This is a genomic window from Vibrio sp. F13 (genome assembly GCF_020806305.2).
Lineage (GTDB): Bacteria > Pseudomonadota > Gammaproteobacteria > Enterobacterales > Vibrionaceae > Vibrio > Vibrio crassostreae_C.
The window spans coordinates 2,535,824-2,558,884 of record NZ_CP170175.1 but is presented as its reverse complement, the minus strand read 5'-3'; the positions used below and the strand labels follow the sequence as shown (position 1 = coordinate 2,558,884).

Here is a 23,061-nt window from a genome sequence, read left to right as displayed (position 1 = left end):
AATCAATGAGGACCTTATGGTCCTCATTTTGCTATTTAGCCCGCAGAAAACCTTAGTTTATGTAGGTACATTGTAAATACTTCAGTTAACCAATCGCATGACCCACTCTATGAAGAACAGCCATTCTATGAATAACAGTCACTCTAAGAAAAACATCGTCGTTTTAGTCTCAGGAAGCGGAAGTAACTTGCAAGCCATTTTGGATGCCTGTGACAGCCACACGATTGACGCCTCTGTTAAGGCCGTTTTCTCAAATAAAGCGGATGCTTTTGGTCTAGAGCGTGCAAAATCAGCAGGTGTTGACGCTCACTCGGTGAATCCAAAAGAATTTAACTCCCGTGAAGAGTTTGATCATGAATTGATGGTTCAGATCGATGCTTACCAACCCGACCTGATTGTACTCGCGGGCTATATGCGTATTCTGAGTTCAGAGTTTGTTCGTCATTACGCGGGTAAAATGATCAATATCCACCCTTCTCTGTTACCTAAGTACCCAGGCCTACACACCCACCAGCGTGCCATTGATGCGCAAGACAAAGAACACGGCACCAGCGTTCACTTTGTTACCGAAGAACTCGATGGTGGCCCTGTGATCTTACAGGCTAAGGTGCCAGTATTTGAAGATGATGATGCTGACATGTTAGCAAGTCGAGTGCTGACTCAAGAACACTGCATTTACCCTATGGTCTGTAAATGGTTTGCCGAAGGTCGTTTATCGATGGTAAACGGGCAAGCTGTCTTAGACGGTAAAGTATTAGGCAATCACGGTTACGCAGAAGAGTAATTTGTATAGCTGTTCGCGCAATAGTAAATCACGGAATAAAAAGTAAATCACTGAAGAGCAGCCCTTAAAAATCAGAAAACAAAAAGGCCGCTTACTGACTTATCAGTTCAGTAAGCGGCCTTTCTTTTGTTCAGATCAAAAATGATACTATTCGGAACGTTTAGCTCAATGGCTCAGTTGGTGCTTGGCTTGCAACCTTTTTAGGTGCATAAGCAACATCTTCCAATGCTTTGTGGTTATTGCCGATCAGCTCACCAAAATGAAACAACGCGTATTCGCCCGGCTTCATTCTAAACCACTCTTCATTGCATGTTAGAGGCTGAGTTGCTACCACAGTGACCACATCATTTGGCGTGGTCTCTTCTTGGAAGTTTATCTCAACATCTTCATCAATCAGGCTCGCATTACCAAAAGGCGCGCGTCTTGTTATCCAGTACAAATGATTCGTACAGTAGGTCATCACGTACTCGCCATCACTGAGTAACATGTTGAAGACGCCTTTCTCTCTTAGCTGATCACAACACTCAGCGACAAAGCGAAACATACCTTCCATGTCTTGAGGTGGCTCAGGGAAACGCTCTTCAAGTTGTTTGAGTAGCCAACAGAAGGAGAGCTCACTGTCTGTCTCGCCAACCGGTCTGAAACGACCACTAATCAGATCGTCGTAATCCGTTAATTGACCATTGTGAGCAAAGGTCCAGTATCGCCCCCAAAGCTCACGAGTAAAAGGGTGTGTATTCTCTAGATTAACACCACCACGGTTCGCTTGACGGATATGACTGACAACGGCTTGGCTTTTAATTGGGTAGTTTTGAACCAACTCAGCAATCTTTGATTCACAGCTAGGGTTAGGATCTTTAAATGTACGAAAACCCTTTCCCTCATAGAAGGTAATACCCCAGCCATCACGATGCGGGCCAGTATTGCCTCCACGCTGCATAAGACCAGTAAAGCTAAAACAAATATCAGTTGGCACATTCGCGCTCATACCGAGCAATTCACACATGGTTTAATCTACTCCCTATTAAAACCAATGGAGCCACAAACATGGGTTCCAAATGTCTGTAAAACTATTATTCCATCTCTTTTTCAACAAGCTGAATCACAATATGAATGATCTTAATGTGAATCTCTTGGATACGATCTGCGTAACCAAAGTGTGGTACTCGGATTTCGATATCAGCACAACCCGCCATTTTGCCGCCATCTTTACCCGTCAATGCAATCGTCTTCATGCCTTTAGCTTGAGCAGCTTCAATCGCTTTTAGAATATTGGCAGAGTTACCTGAAGTCGACAGACCGAACAACACATCACCTTTACGACCCACCGCTTCTACATAGCGAGAAAACACGTGGTCGTAGCCAAAATCATTACTCACACAAGATAAGTGGCTAGGGTCTGAAATCGCAATGCCAGCGTAGCCCGGGCGATTTTCACGGTATCGGCCTGTTAGCTCTTCCGCGAAGTGCATCGCATCACAGTGTGAGCCACCGTTACCACAAGAAAGCACTTTGCCTTCTTGTTTGAATGAGTCAGCAATCAGTTTTGCAGCCGCTTCAATTTGAGCAATGTTGTGATCATCACTCAAGAACTTGTTAAGAACGTCAGCAGCTTCGTTCAATTCACTTTTGATTAGGTCTTGGTACATAAGGCTTATCTCTTATATTTTTTTTACGCAACTTAAGGTACGTGAAATGAGAGCTGAGGGTTTTTCCCTCTTTTACCTGAGTTTACCCACAAACATGAAATAGTGTCGACACTTAAGCCCAAAGATTGCCACCTTAATTAACTTGTCGTTGTAAATCCGTCCAAATATTCGCCACCAACCTCTCACAATTAGAATTTTAACTCTATTGAGATCACTTTTTACTCACCTTGGAGTTTTACAAATATTTAATATTTTGTTTACACTTGACTGGTTAGACCTCTTACCTAAAACTTAATAACAATAAGTGATCTCTGAAAAGGAAATCGATCATGAACATATTGCTCTCCCTACTCGGCATGACCGCCATCTTAGGCGTCTGTCTTTACCATAGAGTTAGTCTGGTACGTGCATTAGTTGTATTAACCGGCGCAATGGTAGCATTAACACTGCTTGGCGGCGTGGCTGTTACCGGCTGGCTTTGCTATCTATTAGCCGTTGCGATCTTTGCTGTACCGACCATTCGTCAGACACTGATCAGCCAAAAAGCACTCTCTTTATTTAAGAAAGTTCTACCGGCGATGTCTCAGACAGAAAAAGAAGCACTAGAAGCCGGCACAGTATGGTGGGAAGCAGAGCTGTTCAAAGGCAAACCTGAATGGAAGAAACTTCAGAACATTGCTGACCCGAAACTCTCTGAAGCTGAGCAAGCGTTTTTAGATGGTCCAGTAAATATCGTGTGTGAAATGGTCAATGATTACCAAGTCACTCATGAGCTTGCTGATTTGCCACCAGAAGTATGGCAATACCTGAAAGACCATAAATTCTTCGCCATGATCATCAAGAAAAAATACGGCGGCTTAGAGTTCTCAGCTTACGCTCAATCTTTGGTTCTACAGAAGCTAACAGGCGTTTCTAGTGTATTGTCATCGACGGTTGGCGTACCTAACTCATTAGGCCCTGGTGAGCTTTTACAACACTACGGTACAGAAGAACAAAGAAACCACTACCTGCCTCGCCTAGCGGAAGGTAAAGAGATCCCTTGTTTCGCACTAACTAGCCCAGAAGCTGGCTCAGACGCTGGCTCTATTCCAGATTACGGTGTGGTTTGTAAAGGCGACTGGCAAGGCGAAGAAGTACTCGGCATGCGCCTAACTTGGAACAAGCGTTACATCACTCTCGCGCCTGTCGCGACGGTATTAGGCTTAGCTTTTAAACTTCGTGACCCGGATGGCCTGCTTGGTGATCAAAAAGATCTTGGTATCACTTGTGCGCTTATCCCAACGGATTTAAAAGGCGTAGAAATTGGCAACCGCCACTTCCCACTAAACGTACCTTTCCAAAATGGCCCGACGCAAGGCGACGATATCTTCGTGCCTATCGATTTCATCATTGGCGGTCAGAAAATGGCCGGTCAAGGCTGGCGTATGCTGGTTGAGTGCCTGTCGGTTGGTCGTGGTATCACACTGCCTTCAAATTCAACTGGTGGCATCAAGTCTGCCGCGCTTGCAACTGGCGCTTACGCTCGTATCCGCCGTCAGTTCAAACAGCCTATTGGCCGCATGGAAGGGGTTGAAGAGCCACTTGCACGCCTTGCAGGTAACGCTTATGTAATGGACGCTGCAAGTAACCTAACCGTTGCGGGCATCGACCTTGGTGAAAAGCCTTCGGTTATCTCTGCAATCGTTAAGTACCACTGTACTCACCGTGGCCAGCGCAGCATCATTGATGCGATGGATATCGTCGGTGGTAAAGGCATTTGTTTAGGCCCATCGAACTTCCTAGCTCGTGGCTACCAAGGCTCGCCTATCGCGATTACGGTTGAAGGCGCAAACATCCTGACTCGTTCAATGATCATCTATGGTCAAGGTGCGATTCGCTGTCACCCTTACGTACTGAACGAAATGGAAGCGGCTTATTCTGAAAGCAGCGATGCGCTTGATAAGTTTGATTCAGCGTTAGCAGGGCACGTTAGCTTTACGATGAGCAACCTAGTCCGCAGCTTGTGGTTTGGTTTAACCGATGGTCGTGGTTCTGATGCGCCAACACCTTCAAATAAAACAGATAAACAGACACAGCGTTACTACCAACAGCTAAACCGCTACAGTGCAAACCTAGCGCTACTGTCTGATATTTCAATGGCAGTTCTAGGCGGATCACTGAAGCGTAGAGAACGTTTATCAGCAAGACTGGGTGATATCTTAAGTCAACTTTACCTCGGTTCAGCAACGTTGAAGCGCTTTGAAAGTGAAGGCAGCCACGCTGAAGATCTACCGTTAGTACATTGGGGGATGCAAGATAGCTTACGTCAGACTGAAGTGGCGATTGATGAATTCTTAGCGAACTTCCCTAACCCTGTGATTGGTCGTCTGCTTCGTGTTGTGCTAATGCCATTTGGTCGTATCCGTCGTGCTCCAAACGACAAGCTCGATAGCAAAGTTGCGCACATTCTACAAACACCAAGCGAAACACGCTCTCGTATAGGTCGCGGCCAATACCTAGAAGCGACGGAATACAACCCAGTAGGTAAGATTGAAAAAGCGCTAGAAGTGATTCTTCAAGCTGAACCTCTGTTCGACAAAGTCTGCAAAGAGACACATCAAAAACGTGCCTTCTTACGACTTGATCTTGTTGCTCAGTTGGGACTTGAGAAAGGTATCTTAACGCAAGACGAAGCAAATCTTCTGATTAGCGCTGAGGAACATAGACTGTACACGATTAACGTGGATGACTTCTCACCAGAGGAGCTTGCAGCAAAATCTCAGTACCCAGACCAATCGATTGATAACGTCGCTTAAGGCCAGAAAAAGAAACAAAAACGGGACTACTATGAGTCCCGTTTTTTTGTTCATGATTTCGTTGCCACAAATTCCAATGCTTTATCTAGCAGCTTATTCTCTCTAGACAATCTAATCATCTAAGCGAGTTACTTGGGCGCCTTGAGCTGCATCTCAGGTAACGCTTTTTTCTTCGCCTTGACCTTACGAACCACAAACCAAATCAATAAGCCCAATAGAATAGCGACCACATTACCCACCGCAATAATGATCATACTGCGCTGTCTGTCATCTTCACGTTTTTGAAGGATCATCAACTCTGTTGCGATACGCTTCTGTTCAGCAAGAGCTTCTTCTTGAAGACGTCGTGACTCTGCTAAGTCGATATCTTCAACAACGCTGTACGACTGCTCGGTAATTGGAAAAATCAGCGGGCGCTGACTTGAAGCATCAGTGGCATAAACCATCCCTGACCAATTATAAATTCCTAAATCGCCATTATAAGGCACCTCTAAAGCGACTTTCATTGCGTCGACTTCAGCTTGCCCCTGCTTGTACATCACATATTCATCAGAAGCCTTGTGCTCAACATGAACCGCTAACGAGCTCGGTGCGATCATCCCCTGTTCACCAGACACCACAATAGTATGAGGTAAACCCTCTTTTCGTGATTGAATGAAGGTGCTAGTGATCGGTGTTGGGTAAACCAAGACTTCTTGCTCTTGCGCTCGCAGGAACACGCCATTACCAGAGGTAATACGCGCTCGGTATTTACCGGGCTCGATATCAATTGGCAAAGAGACAGTGAACACACCATCTCCGGCCTTTTCATCAAGATCAGCGCCATCATCGGCAAACTCGCCCATCACAACCGGCACCGGGCGCGCTTCTCTCACCAAAGACTCTTCGTTTTCAACAAACTTAGTAAAGGTAACCTTAAGCTTCACGCGATCGAGAAAATCGCGCAGCACCAGCGGCTTGCCATCAGAAGTCAGTCGAGCGGTAAATTTGATGCGCTCTGTTTGATACAACTTATCTGGGAACTCATTAGCATCCAAAACAAGATGAGACAGCAGCTTGATATTGTTCTTAGGGGAAACTTTACCTATCGCTTGCCAAGGGCCGGGCATCGGATTGTCGATAGAGATAATGTCCATGGACGATTCTTCGTACCAACGGACATTATCAGCATTGCGCCAAGAGTAGTATTTCTTGCCATCAGGGCGAACCAAAACGACAGGTTTAGAGTTATCGGCTCGATAAATCACAAAGGTGACTTGTTCAATACTGGGATCAACTCGAAAACGGTTGTCCAATAAACTCATAACGGATTCTGTTGCTGCATGTAAGCCAAAACTTAACAGCAATAAGCAACCGGTAGCCAATACCCTTAACATACTTTCTCCCTACTGACGCCAGAGGCAGCTTCCGCTTTTCTCGACGAGATCTAAACGACTTTGATGCGCTTCTACTTCATCGGCCGTAGCTCGTAAAACCTTTAGGGATTTTCGACCACTTTCTACTCTTCGTATGCTTTCGGCTTCACCTTCCTGTTGACCAGCGTTAAATTGCAGCGAAGTTTGACCACCCGTCATCAATAAGTAGACGTCGGCTAGGATCTCCGCATCGAGCAATGCGCCGTGGAGAGTGCGGTGCGAGTTATCGATACCGTAACGGTCACATAAGATATCTAGGTTGTTTCTTTTACCTGGGAATATCTTCTTCGCCATTGCCAAGGTATCGGTAACTTTACAGTAGTCATCCGTTTTACCTATCGCTGGGTTGAGCTTCTCAAACTCATAGTCCATGAAGCCCGTATCGAAGGGCGCGTTATGAGCCACCAGCTCCGCACCTTTGATAAAGTCGAGAAACTCTTTATGAATGTCTTGGTATTCAGGCTTATCAATCAAGAATTCATCGGTAATACCGTGAACGCCAATCGCCTCTTCTTGAATCGCACGATCGGGCTTGATGTAGACGTGGAAATGACGCCCGGTCAGCCTACGGTTGATGATCTCTACTGCACCAATTTCAACGATGCGGTGACCCATATAGTGAGGGCCACCTTCTGTATTCATACCGGTGGTTTCGGTATCGAGTACAACAATGCGCTTATTTTCGTTCGAACTGTTTTTTTCGTTCGTGCTTTGTTCTGGAGTGCTACTGGTATTCATAAGGATAACTGTGTCAGACTATGCCGATAATGTGCTTGAGGTAATAGTATCAAATCATGACGAAACAAGTTGAAATTTTCACTGATGGTTCTTGTTTAGGCAACCCTGGTCCCGGCGGCTATGGCATCGTACTTCGCTACAAAAAAGTCGAGAAGACGCTAGCAGAAGGTTTCACGCTAACAACCAATAACCGTATGGAAATGCTCGCCGCTGTCGTTGCTCTGCAAACCCTCAAAGAACCTTGCTCTGTGATTCTGACCACAGATAGCCAATACGTGCGTCAAGGCATCACACAGTGGATTCATAACTGGAAAAAGCGTGACTGGAAAACAGCCGACAAGAAACCGGTTAAAAATGCCGATCTGTGGCAAAGGCTCGATAAAGAAACCGCTCGCCATAACGTTGATTGGCGCTGGGTAAAAGGACACGCCGGACACAGAGAAAACGAAATGTGTGATGATTTAGCGCGAAATGCAGCGGAGAATCCGACTCTAGAAGATACGGGCTATCAACCAAGCTAATCGTCTTTTTAATTAGACGCACATTTCAGAAAGCGATTTATAATTTCTTAAACTAATTGACAATTTCTCAATCGAATTGATAGATGAAAAGCCGACAACTAATCGGCTTTTTCTGTTTTTAGCGGATATGACGCTTTGGCTGAATCCATTGTACGGCGCGTATTGGTTCTAAAACTTGCCCCAACAGGCGAGAAACGTCGCTTAAGGTGCCAATGTGGTTTGATGGGTTTTAGCGGGTAAGTACGCTTACGAGCAACAATAAAGTATTGGCTTCCGGCGAAGGATGCACAACCACCTAAGCTGTTCTCCAACCACGTCCACATCGCTTGATACTTACTCATCGGAAACAGCGCGTAGGTGTCACAATGAATTACTTCATAGTTAAGTACACCTAACCAGTCTTTAATTCGACTTGGCGTGTACATACGCCCACTCCAAGGCAAGCTGTTCTTTCGCCAAGGCATCAAACTGGCAAGCCCAGTGACACTGATTGGGTTGAAGCCCGTGATAATGATATAGCCATCGTCCATCATCACTCGATCGACTTCTCTCAATAAGCGATGCGGGTCATTGCTATAATCTAGCTGATGACTCAGTACTACAACATCAAAGCTTTTCTCCAAAAAGGGTAAATTATAGCCATCCGCTATCACATTATGTAATGGGTTCTGGATATCTAGGTTTACTTGATGTTGAATGTTGCATGTGCAGCTAGAAATCTCACTACTGAGGCCACCGAGCTTGAGCATATGGTAACCAAATAGCTTTGGGCACCACTCATCGAGTCGAGTTTGAATAGATTCTCTCAACCAGTCCCCATTGTGCAATTGCGCCCAAGTGTAAGGACGTTCAAACTTCTTTCTGCTACGTGCTGGCTTCATCAATAATCTGTCTCACTTATTCTGTCGCACTAATAGTGACTGGAGAACCAATAATGTTACATATCAAAAGCATACCTGCATTTAACGACAATTACATCTGGCTGATTCAAAATAGCGATCGCCGTTGTGCTGTCGTCGACCCTGGTGATGCGGCTCCAGTATTAGAGTACTTGGCACACCATGAGCTAACTTTAGATGCAATCTTGATTACACACCACCACCACGATCACATTGGTGGTGTTCCAGAACTCGTTAGACAATTTCCCGGCGTGGATGTTGTCGGTCCAAGGAATGAACCTATCCCTACCTTAACTCATCCGGTCGATGATGGTGATCAATTAGAACTGTTTGGCGAAGTATTCCTCGTCCTAGGGCTCAGTGGCCATACTGCGGGTCATATTGGTTATGTGGGCGATGCCAAACTGTTTTGTGGTGATGTGTTGTTCTCTGCGGGCTGTGGCCGAATCATGGAAGGCACACCACAACAGATGTTCGATGCACTGAATAAGATCACGGCTCTGCCTCAAGAAACCGAAGTTTATTGTGCACATGAGTACACTGCAGCCAATATCGCTTTCGCATTAGCCGTAGAGCCTGATAACCAACATTTGCAGCAATATCGCGACCAAGTGAACCGACTTCGCGCTCAAAATAAGTCGACCATCCCCACAAATTTGAGACAAGAGAAGTTTGTGAACCCCTTCCTGCGCTATACCGAGCCAAGTGTAGTGAAATCAGTGTCTAATCGCACCGAGCAGACCGATCCTTTATCGGTATTCACCGCTTTACGTGCGTGGAAGAACGAATTTTAACAAATACAGACTTGTCACTCATAGGGGGTGGCAAGTATTATCATCGGCCGTTAATTAAAAAGGCTGTAACATGCGAGTTAAGTACAGCTGGGCTTTGGTATTACTACTTTCTGGTTGCCAATTAACTCAGTCAGAGAATCCAGACCAAGCTTCCGAGCAAACCAACACATCTCCTACTAAAGAAGTTTCTCAAGCGAACGTTTCATCAGAAGCAACAGCCAAAGAAGATCAAAAAGTTGAAGCACCTGTCGTTACTCCACAAACACAAGAAGATGTTTGGAAACGCATTGCGATGCAACTTGAAATGGAAGTGCCAGACCAAAAGAAGGTCGACTACTACCGAACTTGGTATCTCAAGCACCCGAGTCATCTAAAAACAGTATCAAAGCGTGCTGAACCTTTCTTGTATCTGATCACGACTAAGATTGAAGAAAAAGGCTTACCACTAGAATTGGCACTACTACCCGTTGTAGAAAGCTCTTTCGATGCGTTTGCCTACTCTCATGGCAGTGCTGCTGGTCTATGGCAATTCATTTCAGGCACTGGCAAAGACTACGGGCTTGAACAGAACTTTTGGTATGACGGCCGCCGCGATGTTGCCGCCTCTACCGACGCCGCATTGGACTTCCTCTCAGATCTTAACCGACGTTTCGATGGCGACTGGAATCATGCGATTGCTGCCTATAACAGTGGTGGTGGTCGAGTAAACAGCGCAATCCGCAAGAACAAGAAGCTTGGCAAGCCAATCGACTTTTTCTCTTTGGACTTACCAAAAGAGACCAGCAGCTATGTACCTAAACTGCTTGCTCTAGCAGATGTCATTGCCAACCAAGAAAAGTATGGCATCGATATTCCGGCGATCCCGAATAAGCCAGTGCTGACTCTGGTTAACCCTGAAGAACAGCTTGATTTAGCCATTGCTGCGAACTACGCAGGCATTCCTGTCAAAGAACTTCAAGGTTACAACCCGGCTTACAACCAATGGGCAACGGCACCAGAGAAACACCAACAACTATTACTTCCTTTAGATTCAGTTGAGAAATTCAACAAAGAAGTCGCTGCCAATAAAGGCAAAGGCATGAAGTTGGTGCGTTACAAGGTTCAATCTGGTGACAGCATTAGCGTACTGGCAAGCAAATATAACACCACCAGCAAAGTGATCCGCTCTGCAAACGGTTTGAGCAACAACAATATTCGTATTGGCCAGCACTTACTTATCCCAACATCCACCAAAGACGACAAGACATACGCCCTAAGCGCCTCAAACCGCCTAGCAAGCACACAGTCGAAGAGTCGTGGTCAATATAAGCTCAGCCATACTGTAAGAAGTGGTGACAGCCTATGGACGATTGCACGCGCAAATAAGGTCTCTCATCAATCACTGGCTAAGTGGAATGGCATGGGACCACGCGACACGCTTAGAGTTGGTCAAGAACTGGTCATTTGGAAGAACGGCTCAGACGGCGCCATCATCCGTACGATCTTTTATAACGTAAGATCAGGTGACACAGTCAGCGGTATTGCATCAAAGTTCAAAGTAAAAAGTACAGATGTTGTAAAATGGAACACTTTGCAGAACAAAAAATACCTACAGCCAGGACAAAAACTGAAGCTGTATGTTGATGTAACTAAGGTAAGTGTATGAACCCGTCAAGTAACCCACTCGTCATGCTGTTGGATATATTCCGTTCGCCAACAGCTTGTTTCTTAGCGCTTTATCAACGAAGTGCTTGGGGATGGCAACCCTACGTCGTATTAATGCTCAGCCCATTTTTGTTTTGGGGTGCTTATTTTTCGAATGTAGATTTTGCATGGTTAAGTGCAGAGCTCTCGCAGCAACTGGCTCAAACGAACCCTGACCAATTGGCGTTACTTGACAGCAATACCTTACTCGCAAGTGAAATCATCAGCGACGTATTTGGCCGAACATTAACCATCGTTCTATTGGCATTCTGGTTTAACCTAGCAACCAAGCCAAGCCAACATCAGCACAGCTTTTGGCGATGGTTTGCAGCGGCATCGGTTGTTATATTCCCAGCTGTTTTAGGTGATGTAGCAAGCTACGCAAGCCTGATACTCAAGCATGGACATGTGATGAACTACGCTGCCGACTTGAACAGCTTAAATGGCTTGATCAAGTTACCGCTAACTAATGATTGGTCACAGTTTGCTAGCTCATTACCACTGCTTCTGCCATGGTACATCGTGCTAGGTTATGCTGCGGTATTAACGTGGACTGAGTTTGAACGCGGGCAAGCGCTTGTGATTTCAGGCTTACCATGGGTTGGCTACTACCTAATCTGGGCGCTCTACATTTTAATCTTTTAAGTAGAAGAGATAAGGCTAGCGAAGACTCTCTAGCCTATTGTTCCGTTAGATTTCCCAAGGTAACCACCGTGCGAATGGTTAAGTTCCAATGACTAATAGCTAATCACTATTTAGCCTTAAAGGTCACTCGCATAGGGTTATGATCAGAAGCGTCCGTAATGGGCGCTTTTGCTTTTTCTACCTCTAGCCCTCGATAGAACACATGGTCGAGCACCAGTCCTGTAATGAACTGAGTTCTGTTATCTGGCTCAAAGGCAACTTCCGTCAAACCAACCTTCTCCAACGCATCTTTCAATACAGCAAAGCGAGCTTCACTCCAGCTATTAAAGTCCCCAGCAAAAATAACCGGCCCACGATACTTTTGCAGATTGTCAGTTAAGCTCTTGAGCTGAGCCTCGTAATCTTCCGTACCAAAGGTAAAGTTCACAGCGTGGATATTAATCACAGCCAGCTCTTCGCCATTGTTTAGTTGGTAACGCGACCAAAGCGCCGATTTAGGCAGTTGAAGCCAAGGTTCTTCATGAGTATAAGCACACGCTTCAATCGGTAAATGGGTTGCTAGGTTGAGTACCCCAGCACTTTGCTCAAAGGCCTCAAACGCATTAACACGTGTGCTTCCCCACTGTCCGCTCATTACCCATTGGCGAAGTCCTTCTGTCATACTAGCTTCTTGCAGCAAGACTAAATCGCTACCTGCCGACAGCTTATTTAACTCACTCTGCCAATTATTTCGGTTTTGCTTGTAGATATTCCACACCGTAATGTCTAAGCCATCAGACACATCAATCGCTTTCGGTGCAGAGTTTTGGTAGCAACTGTAGATGTCGTTACTGGTACTTTGAGAGGAAATGATCAGGTTGGGTTTATTCGGGATCACGAAGATAAAATGAAAACTAACGACAGCAAGCGTTATCAATAACGTGATAACAATGATGGTTTTCTTAAACATACAGCACCCTACCAGAGATGAAAAAGGAGCGATAAACGCTCCTTTTAGGGTAATAGTTTTTTTATACGGCGTCTTCGTCTTCTTCGCCAGTACGAATACGTACCACACGTTCAACTTCAGTAATGAAGATCTTACCGTCACCAATTTTACCTGTTTGAGCCGTCTCAATGATGGTATCAACACATTGGTCAGCCACTTCGTCGGTCACAACGATTTCTAGTTTCACTTTAGGTAAAAAGTCGACCATGTACTCTGCGCCGCGGTATAGCTCAGTATGACCTTTTTGACGTCCAAAGCCTTTAACTTCAGATACTGTCATACCCGTAATACCCACTTCTGCAAGTGCTTCACGTACATCATCAAGTTTGAATGGCTTGATAATGGCTTCAATCTTTTTCATGTTCATCCCTTAAACTGTGCGAATGGCTCATTATCGGTTAGCTATAGTAAACATTCAATGAAAAAAGCCAGAGCTTTAAAGCTCTGGCTCGAAATTTATCATCTTGTTTAATCAGCGCTTTGAGAAGGTTTTACTTAAGGCTTGCGTAGTAAGCGGCTAGATTCGCGATGTCTTCATCACTCAGCATTGAAGCTTGAGCCTGCATTACAGCGGCCAAACCGCCGGTGCGCTGGCCATTCTTATAGGCCTTAATTGATGAAGCGATGTATTGCTCGTTTTGACCTTTAAGGTTTGGATAGCCAGGGATCACTGCGATACCGTCTGCACCATGACATGCCGCACAGATTGCTGCTTTAGCTTGACCCGCAGCAACATCAGCCGCCAGAGCGTTACCACTCAATAGTCCAAATCCAAGAACTAATCCTAGTGTAATTTTCTTCATTGCATATTCCATTAATTATTTTTATTAAAGTGACGGTGAATTGTGACATAAACTTTTTCTACTTGCTCCAAAGCGCTTCACAATCTTGACCTTCGTAGTTTTTATCTACGAATAAGCCTAAAACAGCGATCACTCGATCGCCATCCATTAATATCGGCGTTCTGCGTCTTAACCAACTGGGTACTTGGTACTCTTGAAACAACTTCTTAAGCTTCCTGCTATGACCGCGCCCAACAGGGTGTGCTGACAATCCCTCAGGGTTAAATATCACTCGCAGTGTTCCTCTCGTTGTGTTGAGACTAAAATGTTGCGCATCACAGTGGTTAGATACACCATCACTCGCCGCTGAAGTTAAGTGTAGTTCCCCTAAACCGTCAGGCAAAACTAAGCTCTCTTCCATCGAGATATCACTTTGCCAGTTCGACAAGTCTTTGGTCTCTTTTACGACATGGAGCTGATGATTAAAACGTCTAACCTCAACCTCATTCAACACCAGCTTAGGGTTGGCGTCTGCCTGAGCACATGCCACCTCATCCCATATAAGTTTGAGCTGCTTTTGGCTCGGCATCGGTTGATTACAGCGGCTCAGCCACATTCTTAATAAGCGTGCACGCAGTAAATCAGAGTACTGAGATAATACCTCAATACTTAAGCTGTGCTTCTCAGTCAAAGCTTGTTGTAAGTGAGATTCTAACAACTCATCCAACAGTAACTCTTGCTCTGCACATAGCTGAGCACTACGACTGACCGATTCTCGAAAACTAGGCCAACGCTCGGTCAGTGTCGGAGTGACTTGATGACGAATAAAATTACGGTCAAAGCGAACGTCTTGATTACTCTCATCTTCTACCCAAGTTAAAGCCATATCGCGCGCCGCCACTTCAATATCCGTTCTCGTCACCGACAGCAGTGGGCGAACGATATGAGCACCTGAAAATGGCATCACTTTCGCCATTGAAGAGAGCCCTTTCGGACCACTGCCACGCTTAAGAGCTAACAAGAAGGTCTCGACTTGGTCATCGATGTGCTGGCCTGTCACTAACACATCACCTTGTCTAATATGCTTTTTAAGGGCTTGGTATCGCGCGTCTCGAGCCAGCTTTTCAACGCTTTCTCCACGGCTAATATCTAGCGAGACTCGTTCAATGAACAAGGATACCGACAAAGCATCACACCATGTTTTGCACTGCTCTGCCCAATAATCAGCATTGTTGCTTAAGCCGTGGTGAACATGTACCGCACAGCAATCGATGTGATGGGACTTAGCGAATTGGGCAGCCAACTCCAACAACACTCGTGAATCGACACCACCACTGAAAGCGACGATCAACCGACAAGGCTTAAGCGCGCTTTGATCAAGTACAGATGTGAAGGTATCAATTAAGTGTGTCATGAGGCTAATAAACCAAGAGATCGTGTTTTAAGGGATAATGTTTTAATAATAAAAAAGGGTTGGCACTGAGTCCAACCCTTTCATCATTTGTTCGTATAGCTAGCCTTATCGCTAAGGCAAGTTATCAGCAGTAGCCGTAGCTCATTAGACGCTGGTAACGACGCTCAAGCAGCGTTTCGTTATCAAACTGCTCTAACTCTTCTAGTTGTTTAACGAGTGTCGCTTTCATGTTCTCAGCCATTTGGATCGGATCCCGGTGAGCACCACCTAGTGGCTCAGGAATGATCTCATCAATCAGCTCAAGCTCTTTTAGGCGAGGAGCAATAAGACCCATCGCTTCTGCAGCTTGTGGAGCTTTGTCTGAGTCGCGCCATAGGATTGATGCACAACCTTCTGGAGAGATAACTGAGTACGTAGAGTACTGAAGCATGTTCACGTAGTCACCAACGCCGATAGCCAGAGCACCGCCTGAACCACCTTCACCAACAACGTTACAGATAACAGGAACCGTTAGACCCGCCATTACCTTTAGGTTCTTCGCGATCGCTTCAGATTGACCACGCTCTTCTGCACCAACACCTGGGTATGCACCAGCAGTATCGATGAAGGTAATGATTGGCATGTTGAAACGCTCAGCCGTTTCCATTAAGCGAAGCGCCTTACGGTAACCTTCTGGCTTTGGCATACCAAAGTTACGGATTACTTTTTCTTTCGTCTCACGACCTTTTTGGTGACCAATAACCATAACTGGACGACCGTTTAGACGAGCCATACCACCAACGATCGCTTTGTCGTCAGCGTAAGCACGGTCACCCGCTAGCTCTTCAAACTCAGTGAATACGTTCTCTAGGTAATCTAGCGTGTAAGGACGTTGAGGGTGACGAGCAAGTTGAGCTACCTGCCATGCACCTAAGTCACTAAAGATTTTCTGTTTAAGCTCTAAGCTTTTTTTCTCTAGTTGTTCGATTTCTTTGTCTAGATCTACCGCTGTGTCACCACCGTGACGCGAAACGTCACGTAGCGCTTCGATTTTTGCTTCAAGTTCAGCGATAGGCTTTTCAAATTCTAGAAAGTTCAGGCTCATCTATGAATCCTTGTTGATTCAGCTCCGCATTCGCGAAGCTAAATTTTAGTTAAATTCGAGTTCTACTTGGCTATTTCCAAGCAGCTGTTTTAATTCGTCTAGTAATGTATCACTTGGCGTCACGCGCCATTCTGTGCCCAATGTTAACCGCGCTCTAGCGTCGGCACGCTGGTAGTATACATTGACTGGGACCGTTCCGGCTCTATAAGGTTCTAAGATTTGACTAAAGCGTTCAAAAAATTGACCGTTAATTTGGGATTGGTCGATAGATATCGACACCCCACGAGCATATTTCTCACGGGCGCTTCCTAAGTCCATGACCTCGCGCGCGGACATTTTAAGCCCGCCATTGAAATCATCAAAGCTGACCTGTCCGGAAACGACCACAATTTTGTCTTTTTCGAGCAATTCTGCGTAGCGATCGAGCGCATCCGAGAACAACATCACTTCCATTCGGCCCGATCGGTCATCAAGTGTCATCAAACCGATTCGCGTACCGCGCTTAGTCGTCATTACTCTCGCAGCAATCACCAAACCGGCAATTGTTAGTGATTGGTCACGACGCGTTGGCGTGGCATCTTTCAAACGACAGCTGGTGTATTTCGCTAACTCTTTGATGTAAGCGTTAACCGGGTGACCCGTTAAATACAAACCAAGCGTTTCACGTTCACCTTCAAGCCAAACCTTCTCAGGCCATTTAGGCACTTGGGTATACTTGTGTTCAACCTCTTCCGGAGCGTCGGTCAACACGCCAAACATATCAGATTGACCAAAAGACTCGGCATGGTGATGTTGACTCGCTGCCTTCACCGCATCTTTCAAAGATGCCATCATCGCCGCTCGGTGAGGACCTAATCTATCTAAGGCTCCGGATAGAATCAACTTTTCGATAACACGTTTATTAACCTTCTTCAGATCAAGACGTGCACAGAAGTCGAATAAGTCTTTAAAGTAACCACCTTTATTTCGCGCTTCAATAATCGCTTCAATAGGGCCTTCACCGACCCCTTTGATCGCACCGATGCCATAAACAATCGCGCCATCTTCATCCACGTTAAAGCGGTACAGACCCGAGTTGATATCTGGTGGTAAAAGCTTGAGCTTCATACGGAAACATTCATCAACAAGGCCAATAACCTTCTCGGTGTTATCCATATCTGCCGTCATTACCGCAGCCATAAATTCCGCTGGGTAGTGCGTTTTCAGCCATAGCGTTTGATAAGAAACCAGTGCATATGCTGCGGAGTGAGATTTGTTAAAGCCGTAGCCCGCAAATTTCTCTACCAAGTCAAAGATCTTCATGGCCAGCTCGCCATCAACACCATTGGCTTCAGCACCCTCTTTAAAGGTACCACGCTGCTTTGCCATCTCTTCTGGCTTTTTCTTACCCATCGCACGACGCAACATATCCGCTCCACCAAGCGTATAGCCAGCAAGGATCTGTGCGATTTGCATTACCTGCTCTTGATACAGGATGATGCCGTACGTAGGTTCTAGCGTCTCTTTCAGCGATTCGTGTTGCCACGTTTCATCAGGGTAAGAAACCGCTTCACGGCCGTGTTTACGGTCGATAAAGTTATCTACCATGCCTGATTGCAGAGGACCCGGACGGAACAGGGCTACCAATGCGATAATATCTTCAAAACAGTCGGGCTGTAGACGTTTGATAAGGTCTTTCATACCACGCGATTCCAGCTGGAATACCGCGGTGGTTTCAGAATTTTGTAATAGGTTAAATGACGCTTGGTCATCAAGAGGAATCGACTCGATACGAACCGGTTCTTTCCCCTCTTTCTTCAAACGTGGATTCACTAGGCCTAACGCCCAGTCGATGATGGTCAGGGTACGCAGCCCCAAGAAGTCGAACTTAACCAAGCCAGCCGTTTCAACGTCATTCTTATCGAACTGCGTTACTGGGAAGTTACCTTCTGCGTCGGCATAGATTGGCGCAAAATCGGTGATCGTGGTGGGTGAGATAACAACACCACCTGCGTGCTTACCGGCATTTCGCGTACAACCTTCAAGGATGCGACACTTATCAATCAGCTCACGAACTTCTTCATCGCCATCGTAAAGCTCTGGCAATGCAGGTTCAGCAAGGAATGCTTTCTCTAGCGTCATACCCGGGTCTGGCGGTACAAGCTTTGAAATTCGATCGACGAAACCAAACGGGTGGCCCAATACACGGCCTACATCGCGGATTACCGCTTTTGCCGCCATGGTACCAAAGGTGATGATCTGAGAAACGGCATCACGACCGTACATTTCAGCCACGTGATCAATAACTTGGTCACGCTTATCCATACAGAAGTCGATATCGAAATCGGGCATGGATACACGTTCTGGGTTCAAGAAACGTTCGAAAAGTAGATCGTATTCAAGTGGATCGAGATCGGTGATATCCAAGGCGTAAGCGACTAGAGAGCCGGCACCAGAACCACGGCCAGGACCTACTGGCACATCGTTGTCTTTTGACCACTGGATGAACTCCATTACGATCAAGAAGTAACCCGGGAACCCCATGTTGTTGACAACTTCAAGTTCAATCTTAAGTCGCTCATCGTATTCAGGCCTGCGTTCAGCTCGAATTTTCTCATCAGGGAATAGAAACGCTAAACGACGCTCAAGGCCTTCTTCTGATTTCTTAATCAGGAAGTCTTCAATCGCCAAACCTTCGGTCGGGAAGTTAGGCAAGAAGTATTCGCCCAATCGAACGGTGACATTACAACGCTTAGCGATCTCAACGCTGTTTTCCAGAGCTTCAGGAATGTCTGAGAAAAGCTCACACATCTCTTCTTCGCTACGCAGATACTGTTGTGGACTATAGTTTTTCGGTCGACGTGGATCAACCATGGTAAAGCCATCGTGAATCGCCACTCGGATTTCATGGGCGTCAAACAAGTCTTCAGATATGAAAACCACTTCGTTGGTCGCGACAACAGGCAGGTCTTCTTGTTCAGCAAGCTCTAGTGCAAAGTGCAGATAAGACTCTTCGTCCGGGCGCCCAGTACGAATTAGCTCCAGATAAAAACGGTCTTCGAAATGTGTTTTGTAAAACTCAACGCTGCTTGCAACCAACTCTCGATTGCCTTTCAGCAACGCCTTACCAATCTCACCTTCTTTGGCGCCCGATAGAATGATCAGGCCTTCTGCATTCTCAATTAGCCACTCTTTATCAATAACAGGCTGATGTTGAACATGACCACGAAGGTAAGCTTTTGAGATGAGTAACGTTAGGTTGTTATAACCTTTATTGTTCGTTGCGATAACGGTGAGCTTGGTCAACTCGTCACCGAATTCTGGAGACTGCATCAAGAAGTCAGCACCAATAATAGGTTTAACCCCACACCCATGGGCAGTACCGTAAAACTTCACTAAACCACACAGGTTGGTAAAGTCGGTCAATGCTAGAGCAGGCATACCCATTTCAGCGACTTTTTTAACTAATGGTGGCACCTTGGATAGGCCATCCACCATCGAAAAGTCACTGTGTACGCGTAGGTGAACAAATTTTGGATCTGACATTATTTTTCCTGAGTTCTAGGTTTGAGCCTAGGATTACAACTGTGTGTATTCTATTTTTTTCTAATACAAGTTAGCAACTTTATTCGATGCTAAGCTCTAGTTAACGTAAAGCTCTAATCTATACCAAGAATACGTTTTACTGGCTTAAAGCTCTTGCGGTAATGCTCGGTTACACCATGTTTTTCAATCGCTTCGAAATGCGCTTTGGTCGGGTAACCTTTATGCTTAGCAAAACCAAACTCTGGATGAAGTTTATCAAGATCTTCCATCTCTTGGTCACGAACGACTTTTGCGATAATAGACGCCGCACTGATTTCAGCCACTCGCAAGTCCCCCTTCACAATCGCAAGACCATCCATCGGCAATTCTGGGACTCGGTTTCCATCTATCAACGCCATATCAGGTTGAACGCTCAACCCCGCGATAGCTCGCTGCATAGCAACCATCGTCGCTTGCAGAATATTCAACTCATCAATTTCTTGTGGAGAACAACGACCGACAGACCACGCCAAAGCTTTCTCTTTGATTTCAGGAAGTAACGCAAGACGCTTTTTCTCAGACAATTTCTTTGAGTCGTTCAAGCCTTCGATTGGGTTGTTTGGATCAAGGATAACCGCAGCGGTCACCACGTCGCCAACCAAAGGGCCACGCCCTACTTCATCCACGCCAGCAAACAGCTGGTAACCTTGCGGGTATTCAAATGGAGGAAGCTCTTTTTTTTCTTTTACTGCCATAACTAATCTCTTAATGTTCTGTAAATAAGCGCTTTATGCTTCAACAAAAGGTCGGTCAATCAATTTCAATACTGCGTTAGCGGCTTGTTTGTCTGCGTCTTTGCGGATCCAGTGATGCATCTCGGTAAAGCGTTTGATCAAGGCACTGTTATCGGCTGATAGCATTTTATCGACAGACGGGAACAAAAAGTCTGGGTGGCACTCTTCAAGAATATGCTCTTTCACGATCTCTTCACCAGCCAAAATATTCGGCAGTGACACAAACTCAGTGATCGCCAACTTCTTAACAATGTAACCCGTCAGCTTATTTACTTTGTAACCAACCACCATAGGGCGTTTAAGCAACATACATTCAAGAGCCACGGTACCTGAAGCCAAGAGCACAGAATCAGCGGCGGTAATCACGTTGGTTGCCGTATCTTCGACTAACGTGAATTCAAGCTCAGGTGCGGTCGATTGCCAGATTTCAGTAAACTGCTTTTTACGCTGCTCGTTAACGAGCGCAACAACAAAATTGATATCCGGATACTTCTGCTTGATACGTTGGCAAGTTTCGATAAATGGCTGAGCAATCAAACCCATCTCACCACCACGACTACCCGGTAATACGGCTAACCACTGCTTGTCTTGATCAAGACCTAACAGCTCTCGAGCATCTTGTTTACTAGGCTCTAAAGGAATCGCGTCTGCCAACGTGTGACCAACAAACTCACAGGCAACGTTATATTTATCGTAGAACGCTTTTTCGAACGGCAAGAAAGCCAAGACTAAGTCGGTTGCTTTGTCGATTTTAAAGATACGCTTTGGACGCCAAGCCCACACTGAAGGGCTCACGTAATGCACCGTTTTGATACCAGCGTTCTTAAGGTCTAACTCAAGCCTTAGGTTGAAATCGGGCGCGTCGATACCGACAAAGACATCGGGTGGATTTTGAGTGAAATACTTAACCAGCTCTGCTTTTACTTTTAACAAGCGAGGTAAACGGCCAAGCACTTCAACTAAGCCCATAACGGCCAGCTCTTCCATCTCGAAAAGAGACTCACAACCTAGGGCTTTCATTTTCGGCCCGCCAATGCCAACGAACTCTGCATTCGGGTATTGTGATTTGATCGCTTTGATAAAGCCTTCACCAAGCGTATCGCCAGACAGTTCGCCGACAACAATGCCTACGCGCAATGGTTCATTCGAAACGAAGTCCGAGCTATTGGTTGCTGCTTCTTGCTGTGCCATAGTTTTTCAATTCCCTTGTTGCCTAAAACAAAAAAGACCGCCTAACGAGTAGCGATCTTTTTGTTATACCATTCTGATGAAGTAGTTATTGCCATACTCACATTGATTGGTACATAACCATATCGAGTATTAACGAATAATACCGCGCTCAGAGTTCTCTAGCATTTCAAGCATAGGCGCTACCGAAGTAAACTCTTTTGCCATTTCAACTAAAGCCGCTTTCGCTTCTTCAAGTGTTTTACCTGAACGGTATAGCTCTTTGTACGCCTTCTGTAGTGCACGAATTTCAGGTTTTTCAAATCCGTTACGCTTCAAACCTACTAGATTAAGACCGAATGGAGCCGCGTGGTTACCCTGTGCAAGCACGTACGGCAGTACATCTTGAACAACTGCAGAACAACCACCAATGTATGCGTAAGCACCAATTGAGCAGAATGGGTGAATCGCAGAAAGTGCCATAACACCAGCGTAGTCGCCAACCGTTACATGACCGCCAAGAATAGCGTTGTTACCAATGTGAGTGTGGTTACCAACAATAACATCGTGCGCTACGTGAGCATTAACACAAAGTAAGTTGTCATCACCAATCACTGTGGTTGCTTTGTCTTGAACCGTACCACGATGGATTTGAACCGCTTCACGAATTACGTTGCGATCACCGATTACAACTGTTGTGTCTTCGCCGCCGTATTTCTTATCTTGGTTTTCTTCACCGATAACAGCGTGTGGGAAGATACGATTTTCTTTACCAATGGTTGTGTGACCTTTGATCACAACGTGCGACATCACTTCAGTGTCGTCACCAATTGTCACATTACCAGCAATGTAAGTGAAAGGCCCAACCGTCACGTTAGCACCGATAGTTACATCACCTTCGATTACTGCTGCCGGGTGAATTTTCGCTGTTTCATGAATCATATTAAAACTCTCTACGAGCACATTTAAGTTCAGCTGAACATACAACTACGCCGTCAACCTTAGCAACACCATTAAACGATGCGATGCCACGACGTTCTTTTAAGAATTCAACTTCGATAACCAGTTGGTCACCTGGTACTACTGGCTTACGGAATTTAGCTTTATCTACGCTAGCAAAGTAGTACAACTCGTTGCCAGAAGGCGCACCGAAAGATTTGAATGCTAGAAGGCCTGTTGCTTGTGCCATTGCTTCTAAGATCAACACGCCTGGGAATACAGGAAGCTGAGGGAAGTGGCCTGTGAACTGAGGTTCGTTAACAGAAACATTCTTAATTGCGGTCAGTGTTTTTTCTTTTTCAAAGCTAGTCACACGATCAACCATTAAGAATGGGTAGCGATGAGGTAGTAGTTCCTGAATTTCAGTAATGTTCATCGTTGTCTGTTCAGTAGTCAAAGTCGTATT

General features: G+C 45.6%; 21 protein-coding genes. 6 read left to right on the top strand and 15 right to left on the bottom strand.

What is annotated here, in order from left to right:
• The first annotated feature begins 97 nt into the window (after positions 1 to 97).
• Positions 98 to 784 (top strand): phosphoribosylglycinamide formyltransferase, encoded by a 687-nt coding sequence (purN, locus tag LMH68_RS11885; protein WP_102482471.1) that lies wholly within the window; start codon positions 98 to 100, stop codon positions 782 to 784.
• A gap of 160 nt (positions 785 to 944) precedes the next feature.
• On the opposite strand, the gene LMH68_RS11880 is transcribed toward purN, so the two are convergent.
• Both LMH68_RS11880 and lpcA read right to left on the bottom strand, forming a co-directional pair.
• A complete protein-coding gene (locus tag LMH68_RS11880) occupies positions 945 to 1,790 on the bottom strand; it encodes a class II glutamine amidotransferase (protein WP_229647147.1) in 846 nt (281 codons plus the stop codon).
• Between the two features lie 67 nt (positions 1,791 to 1,857).
• A complete protein-coding gene (gene lpcA / locus LMH68_RS11875) occupies positions 1,858 to 2,433 on the bottom strand; it encodes a D-sedoheptulose 7-phosphate isomerase (RefSeq protein WP_017063379.1) in 576 nt (191 codons plus the stop codon).
• A 329-nt stretch (positions 2,434 to 2,762) separates the two neighbouring features.
• On the opposite strand from lpcA, the gene fadE reads away from it, so the two are divergent.
• Complete coding sequence (gene fadE / locus LMH68_RS11870; protein ID WP_029235127.1) at positions 2,763 to 5,228, top strand: acyl-CoA dehydrogenase FadE; 2,466 nt, start codon at positions 2,763 to 2,765, stop codon at positions 5,226 to 5,228.
• A 128-nt stretch (positions 5,229 to 5,356) separates the two neighbouring features.
• Here the strand turns inward: fadE and LMH68_RS11865 are convergent, their stop codons facing one another.
• Together LMH68_RS11865 and dnaQ are read right to left on the bottom strand one after the other, a co-directional pair.
• Complete coding sequence (locus LMH68_RS11865) at positions 5,357 to 6,604, bottom strand: TIGR03503 family protein (RefSeq protein ID WP_065583988.1); 1,248 nt, start codon at positions 6,602 to 6,604, stop codon at positions 5,357 to 5,359.
• A gap of 9 nt (positions 6,605 to 6,613) precedes the next feature.
• Positions 6,614 to 7,381, bottom strand: coding sequence for a DNA polymerase III subunit epsilon (dnaQ, locus tag LMH68_RS11860; RefSeq protein WP_017060722.1), 768 nt, complete (start codon positions 7,379 to 7,381; stop codon positions 6,614 to 6,616).
• A gap of 56 nt (positions 7,382 to 7,437) precedes the next feature.
• Between dnaQ and rnhA the strand changes: the two genes are divergently transcribed.
• On the top strand, positions 7,438 to 7,902 hold the full coding sequence (gene rnhA / locus LMH68_RS11855; protein ID WP_017063376.1) for a ribonuclease HI: 465 nt from the start codon (positions 7,438 to 7,440) through the stop codon (positions 7,900 to 7,902).
• Between the two features lie 98 nt (positions 7,903 to 8,000).
• Here the strand turns inward: rnhA and LMH68_RS11850 are convergent, their stop codons facing one another.
• Positions 8,001 to 8,783 carry a class I SAM-dependent methyltransferase gene (locus LMH68_RS11850; protein ID WP_017060724.1) on the bottom strand — a complete coding sequence of 261 codons (783 nt, stop codon included), beginning with the start codon at positions 8,781 to 8,783 and terminating at the stop codon, positions 8,001 to 8,003.
• A 53-nt stretch (positions 8,784 to 8,836) separates the two neighbouring features.
• Between LMH68_RS11850 and gloB the strand changes: the two genes are divergently transcribed.
• The 3 genes from gloB (at position 8,837) to LMH68_RS11835 (ending at position 11,923) form a co-directional block, all read left to right on the top strand.
• Positions 8,837 to 9,595 carry a hydroxyacylglutathione hydrolase gene (gloB, locus tag LMH68_RS11845; protein ID WP_017060725.1) on the top strand — a complete coding sequence of 253 codons (759 nt, stop codon included), beginning with the start codon at positions 8,837 to 8,839 and terminating at the stop codon, positions 9,593 to 9,595.
• 70 nt (positions 9,596 to 9,665) lie between these two features.
• On the top strand, positions 9,666 to 11,240 hold the full coding sequence (locus LMH68_RS11840) for a LysM peptidoglycan-binding domain-containing protein (RefSeq protein ID WP_017063374.1): 1,575 nt from the start codon (positions 9,666 to 9,668) through the stop codon (positions 11,238 to 11,240).
• Positions 11,237 to 11,923 (top strand): YIP1 family protein, encoded by a 687-nt coding sequence (locus LMH68_RS11835; protein WP_017060727.1) that lies wholly within the window; start codon positions 11,237 to 11,239, stop codon positions 11,921 to 11,923. The genes LMH68_RS11840 and LMH68_RS11835 overlap by 4 nt, the downstream gene beginning before the upstream one ends.
• Before the next feature lie 106 nt (positions 11,924 to 12,029).
• Here the strand turns inward: LMH68_RS11835 and LMH68_RS11830 are convergent, their stop codons facing one another.
• The 10 genes from LMH68_RS11830 to fabZ all read right to left on the bottom strand — a co-directional run bounded on the left by LMH68_RS11830 (position 12,030) and on the right by fabZ (position 23,052).
• Positions 12,030 to 12,872: an endonuclease/exonuclease/phosphatase family protein gene (locus LMH68_RS11830; RefSeq protein WP_017060728.1), complete on the bottom strand. Its 843-nt coding sequence runs from the start codon at positions 12,870 to 12,872 to the stop codon at positions 12,030 to 12,032.
• A 61-nt stretch (positions 12,873 to 12,933) separates the two neighbouring features.
• Complete coding sequence (gene glnB, locus LMH68_RS11825) at positions 12,934 to 13,272, bottom strand: nitrogen regulatory protein P-II (RefSeq protein ID WP_017063373.1); 339 nt, start codon at positions 13,270 to 13,272, stop codon at positions 12,934 to 12,936.
• A 130-nt stretch (positions 13,273 to 13,402) separates the two neighbouring features.
• Complete coding sequence (locus LMH68_RS11820) at positions 13,403 to 13,726, bottom strand: c-type cytochrome (protein WP_170791809.1); 324 nt, start codon at positions 13,724 to 13,726, stop codon at positions 13,403 to 13,405.
• A 46-nt stretch (positions 13,727 to 13,772) separates the two neighbouring features.
• Positions 13,773 to 15,107, bottom strand: a complete 1,335-nt coding sequence (gene tilS, locus LMH68_RS11815; RefSeq protein ID WP_017060730.1) for a tRNA lysidine(34) synthetase TilS — start codon at positions 15,105 to 15,107, stop codon at positions 13,773 to 13,775.
• Positions 15,108 to 15,231: 124 nt separating this feature from the next.
• Positions 15,232 to 16,191, bottom strand: a complete 960-nt coding sequence (gene accA / locus LMH68_RS11810) for an acetyl-CoA carboxylase carboxyl transferase subunit alpha (protein WP_229647148.1) — start codon at positions 16,189 to 16,191, stop codon at positions 15,232 to 15,234.
• Between the two features lie 45 nt (positions 16,192 to 16,236).
• Positions 16,237 to 19,716 (bottom strand): DNA polymerase III subunit alpha, encoded by a 3,480-nt coding sequence (gene dnaE / locus LMH68_RS11805; protein ID WP_229647149.1) that lies wholly within the window; start codon positions 19,714 to 19,716, stop codon positions 16,237 to 16,239.
• Positions 19,717 to 19,829: 113 nt separating this feature from the next.
• The gene (gene rnhB, locus LMH68_RS11800; protein WP_017063371.1) at positions 19,830 to 20,450 is read right to left on the bottom strand and encodes a ribonuclease HII; all 621 of its coding nucleotides are present in this window, start codon (positions 20,448 to 20,450) and stop codon (positions 19,830 to 19,832) included.
• Between the two features lie 33 nt (positions 20,451 to 20,483).
• Positions 20,484 to 21,680 (bottom strand): lipid-A-disaccharide synthase, encoded by a 1,197-nt coding sequence (gene lpxB, locus LMH68_RS11795; protein WP_017066406.1) that lies wholly within the window; start codon positions 21,678 to 21,680, stop codon positions 20,484 to 20,486.
• 129 nt (positions 21,681 to 21,809) lie between these two features.
• Positions 21,810 to 22,598, bottom strand: a complete 789-nt coding sequence (gene lpxA / locus LMH68_RS11790; RefSeq protein WP_050644950.1) for an acyl-ACP--UDP-N-acetylglucosamine O-acyltransferase — start codon at positions 22,596 to 22,598, stop codon at positions 21,810 to 21,812.
• 1 nt (position 22,599) lies between these two features.
• Positions 22,600 to 23,052 carry a 3-hydroxyacyl-ACP dehydratase FabZ gene (gene fabZ, locus LMH68_RS11785; protein WP_009847408.1) on the bottom strand — a complete coding sequence of 151 codons (453 nt, stop codon included), beginning with the start codon at positions 23,050 to 23,052 and terminating at the stop codon, positions 22,600 to 22,602.
• Between the last annotated feature and the right edge of the window lie 9 nt (positions 23,053 to 23,061).

Excerpts from the sequence above, each read along its gene's own strand:
- purN (WP_102482471.1), top strand. The coding sequence starts at position 98 with ATGACCCACTCTATGAAGAACAGCCATTCTATGAATAACAGTCACTCT.
- LMH68_RS11880 (WP_229647147.1), bottom strand. The coding sequence starts at position 1,790 with ATGTGTGAATTGCTCGGTATGAGCGCGAATGTGCCAACTGATATTTGT.
- lpcA (WP_017063379.1), bottom strand. The coding sequence starts at position 2,433 with ATGTACCAAGACCTAATCAAAAGTGAATTGAACGAAGCTGCTGACGTT.
- fadE (WP_029235127.1), top strand. The coding sequence starts at position 2,763 with ATGAACATATTGCTCTCCCTACTCGGCATGACCGCCATCTTAGGCGTC.
- LMH68_RS11865 (WP_065583988.1), bottom strand. The coding sequence starts at position 6,604 with ATGTTAAGGGTATTGGCTACCGGTTGCTTATTGCTGTTAAGTTTTGGC.
- dnaQ (WP_017060722.1), bottom strand. The coding sequence starts at position 7,381 with ATGAATACCAGTAGCACTCCAGAACAAAGCACGAACGAAAAAAACAGT.
- rnhA (WP_017063376.1), top strand. The coding sequence starts at position 7,438 with ATGACGAAACAAGTTGAAATTTTCACTGATGGTTCTTGTTTAGGCAAC.
- LMH68_RS11850 (WP_017060724.1), bottom strand. The coding sequence starts at position 8,783 with ATGAAGCCAGCACGTAGCAGAAAGAAGTTTGAACGTCCTTACACTTGG.
- gloB (WP_017060725.1), top strand. The coding sequence starts at position 8,837 with ATGTTACATATCAAAAGCATACCTGCATTTAACGACAATTACATCTGG.
- LMH68_RS11840 (WP_017063374.1), top strand. The coding sequence starts at position 9,666 with ATGCGAGTTAAGTACAGCTGGGCTTTGGTATTACTACTTTCTGGTTGC.
- LMH68_RS11835 (WP_017060727.1), top strand. The coding sequence starts at position 11,237 with ATGAACCCGTCAAGTAACCCACTCGTCATGCTGTTGGATATATTCCGT.
- LMH68_RS11830 (WP_017060728.1), bottom strand. The coding sequence starts at position 12,872 with ATGTTTAAGAAAACCATCATTGTTATCACGTTATTGATAACGCTTGCT.
- glnB (WP_017063373.1), bottom strand. The coding sequence starts at position 13,272 with ATGAAAAAGATTGAAGCCATTATCAAGCCATTCAAACTTGATGATGTA.
- LMH68_RS11820 (WP_170791809.1), bottom strand. The coding sequence starts at position 13,726 with ATGGAATATGCAATGAAGAAAATTACACTAGGATTAGTTCTTGGATTT.
- tilS (WP_017060730.1), bottom strand. The coding sequence starts at position 15,107 with ATGACACACTTAATTGATACCTTCACATCTGTACTTGATCAAAGCGCG.
- accA (WP_229647148.1), bottom strand. The coding sequence starts at position 16,191 with ATGAGCCTGAACTTTCTAGAATTTGAAAAGCCTATCGCTGAACTTGAA.
- dnaE (WP_229647149.1), bottom strand. The coding sequence starts at position 19,716 with ATGTCAGATCCAAAATTTGTTCACCTACGCGTACACAGTGACTTTTCG.
- rnhB (WP_017063371.1), bottom strand. The coding sequence starts at position 20,450 with ATGGCAGTAAAAGAAAAAAAAGAGCTTCCTCCATTTGAATACCCGCAA.
- lpxB (WP_017066406.1), bottom strand. The coding sequence starts at position 21,680 with ATGGCACAGCAAGAAGCAGCAACCAATAGCTCGGACTTCGTTTCGAAT.
- lpxA (WP_050644950.1), bottom strand. The coding sequence starts at position 22,598 with ATGATTCATGAAACAGCGAAAATTCACCCGGCAGCAGTAATCGAAGGT.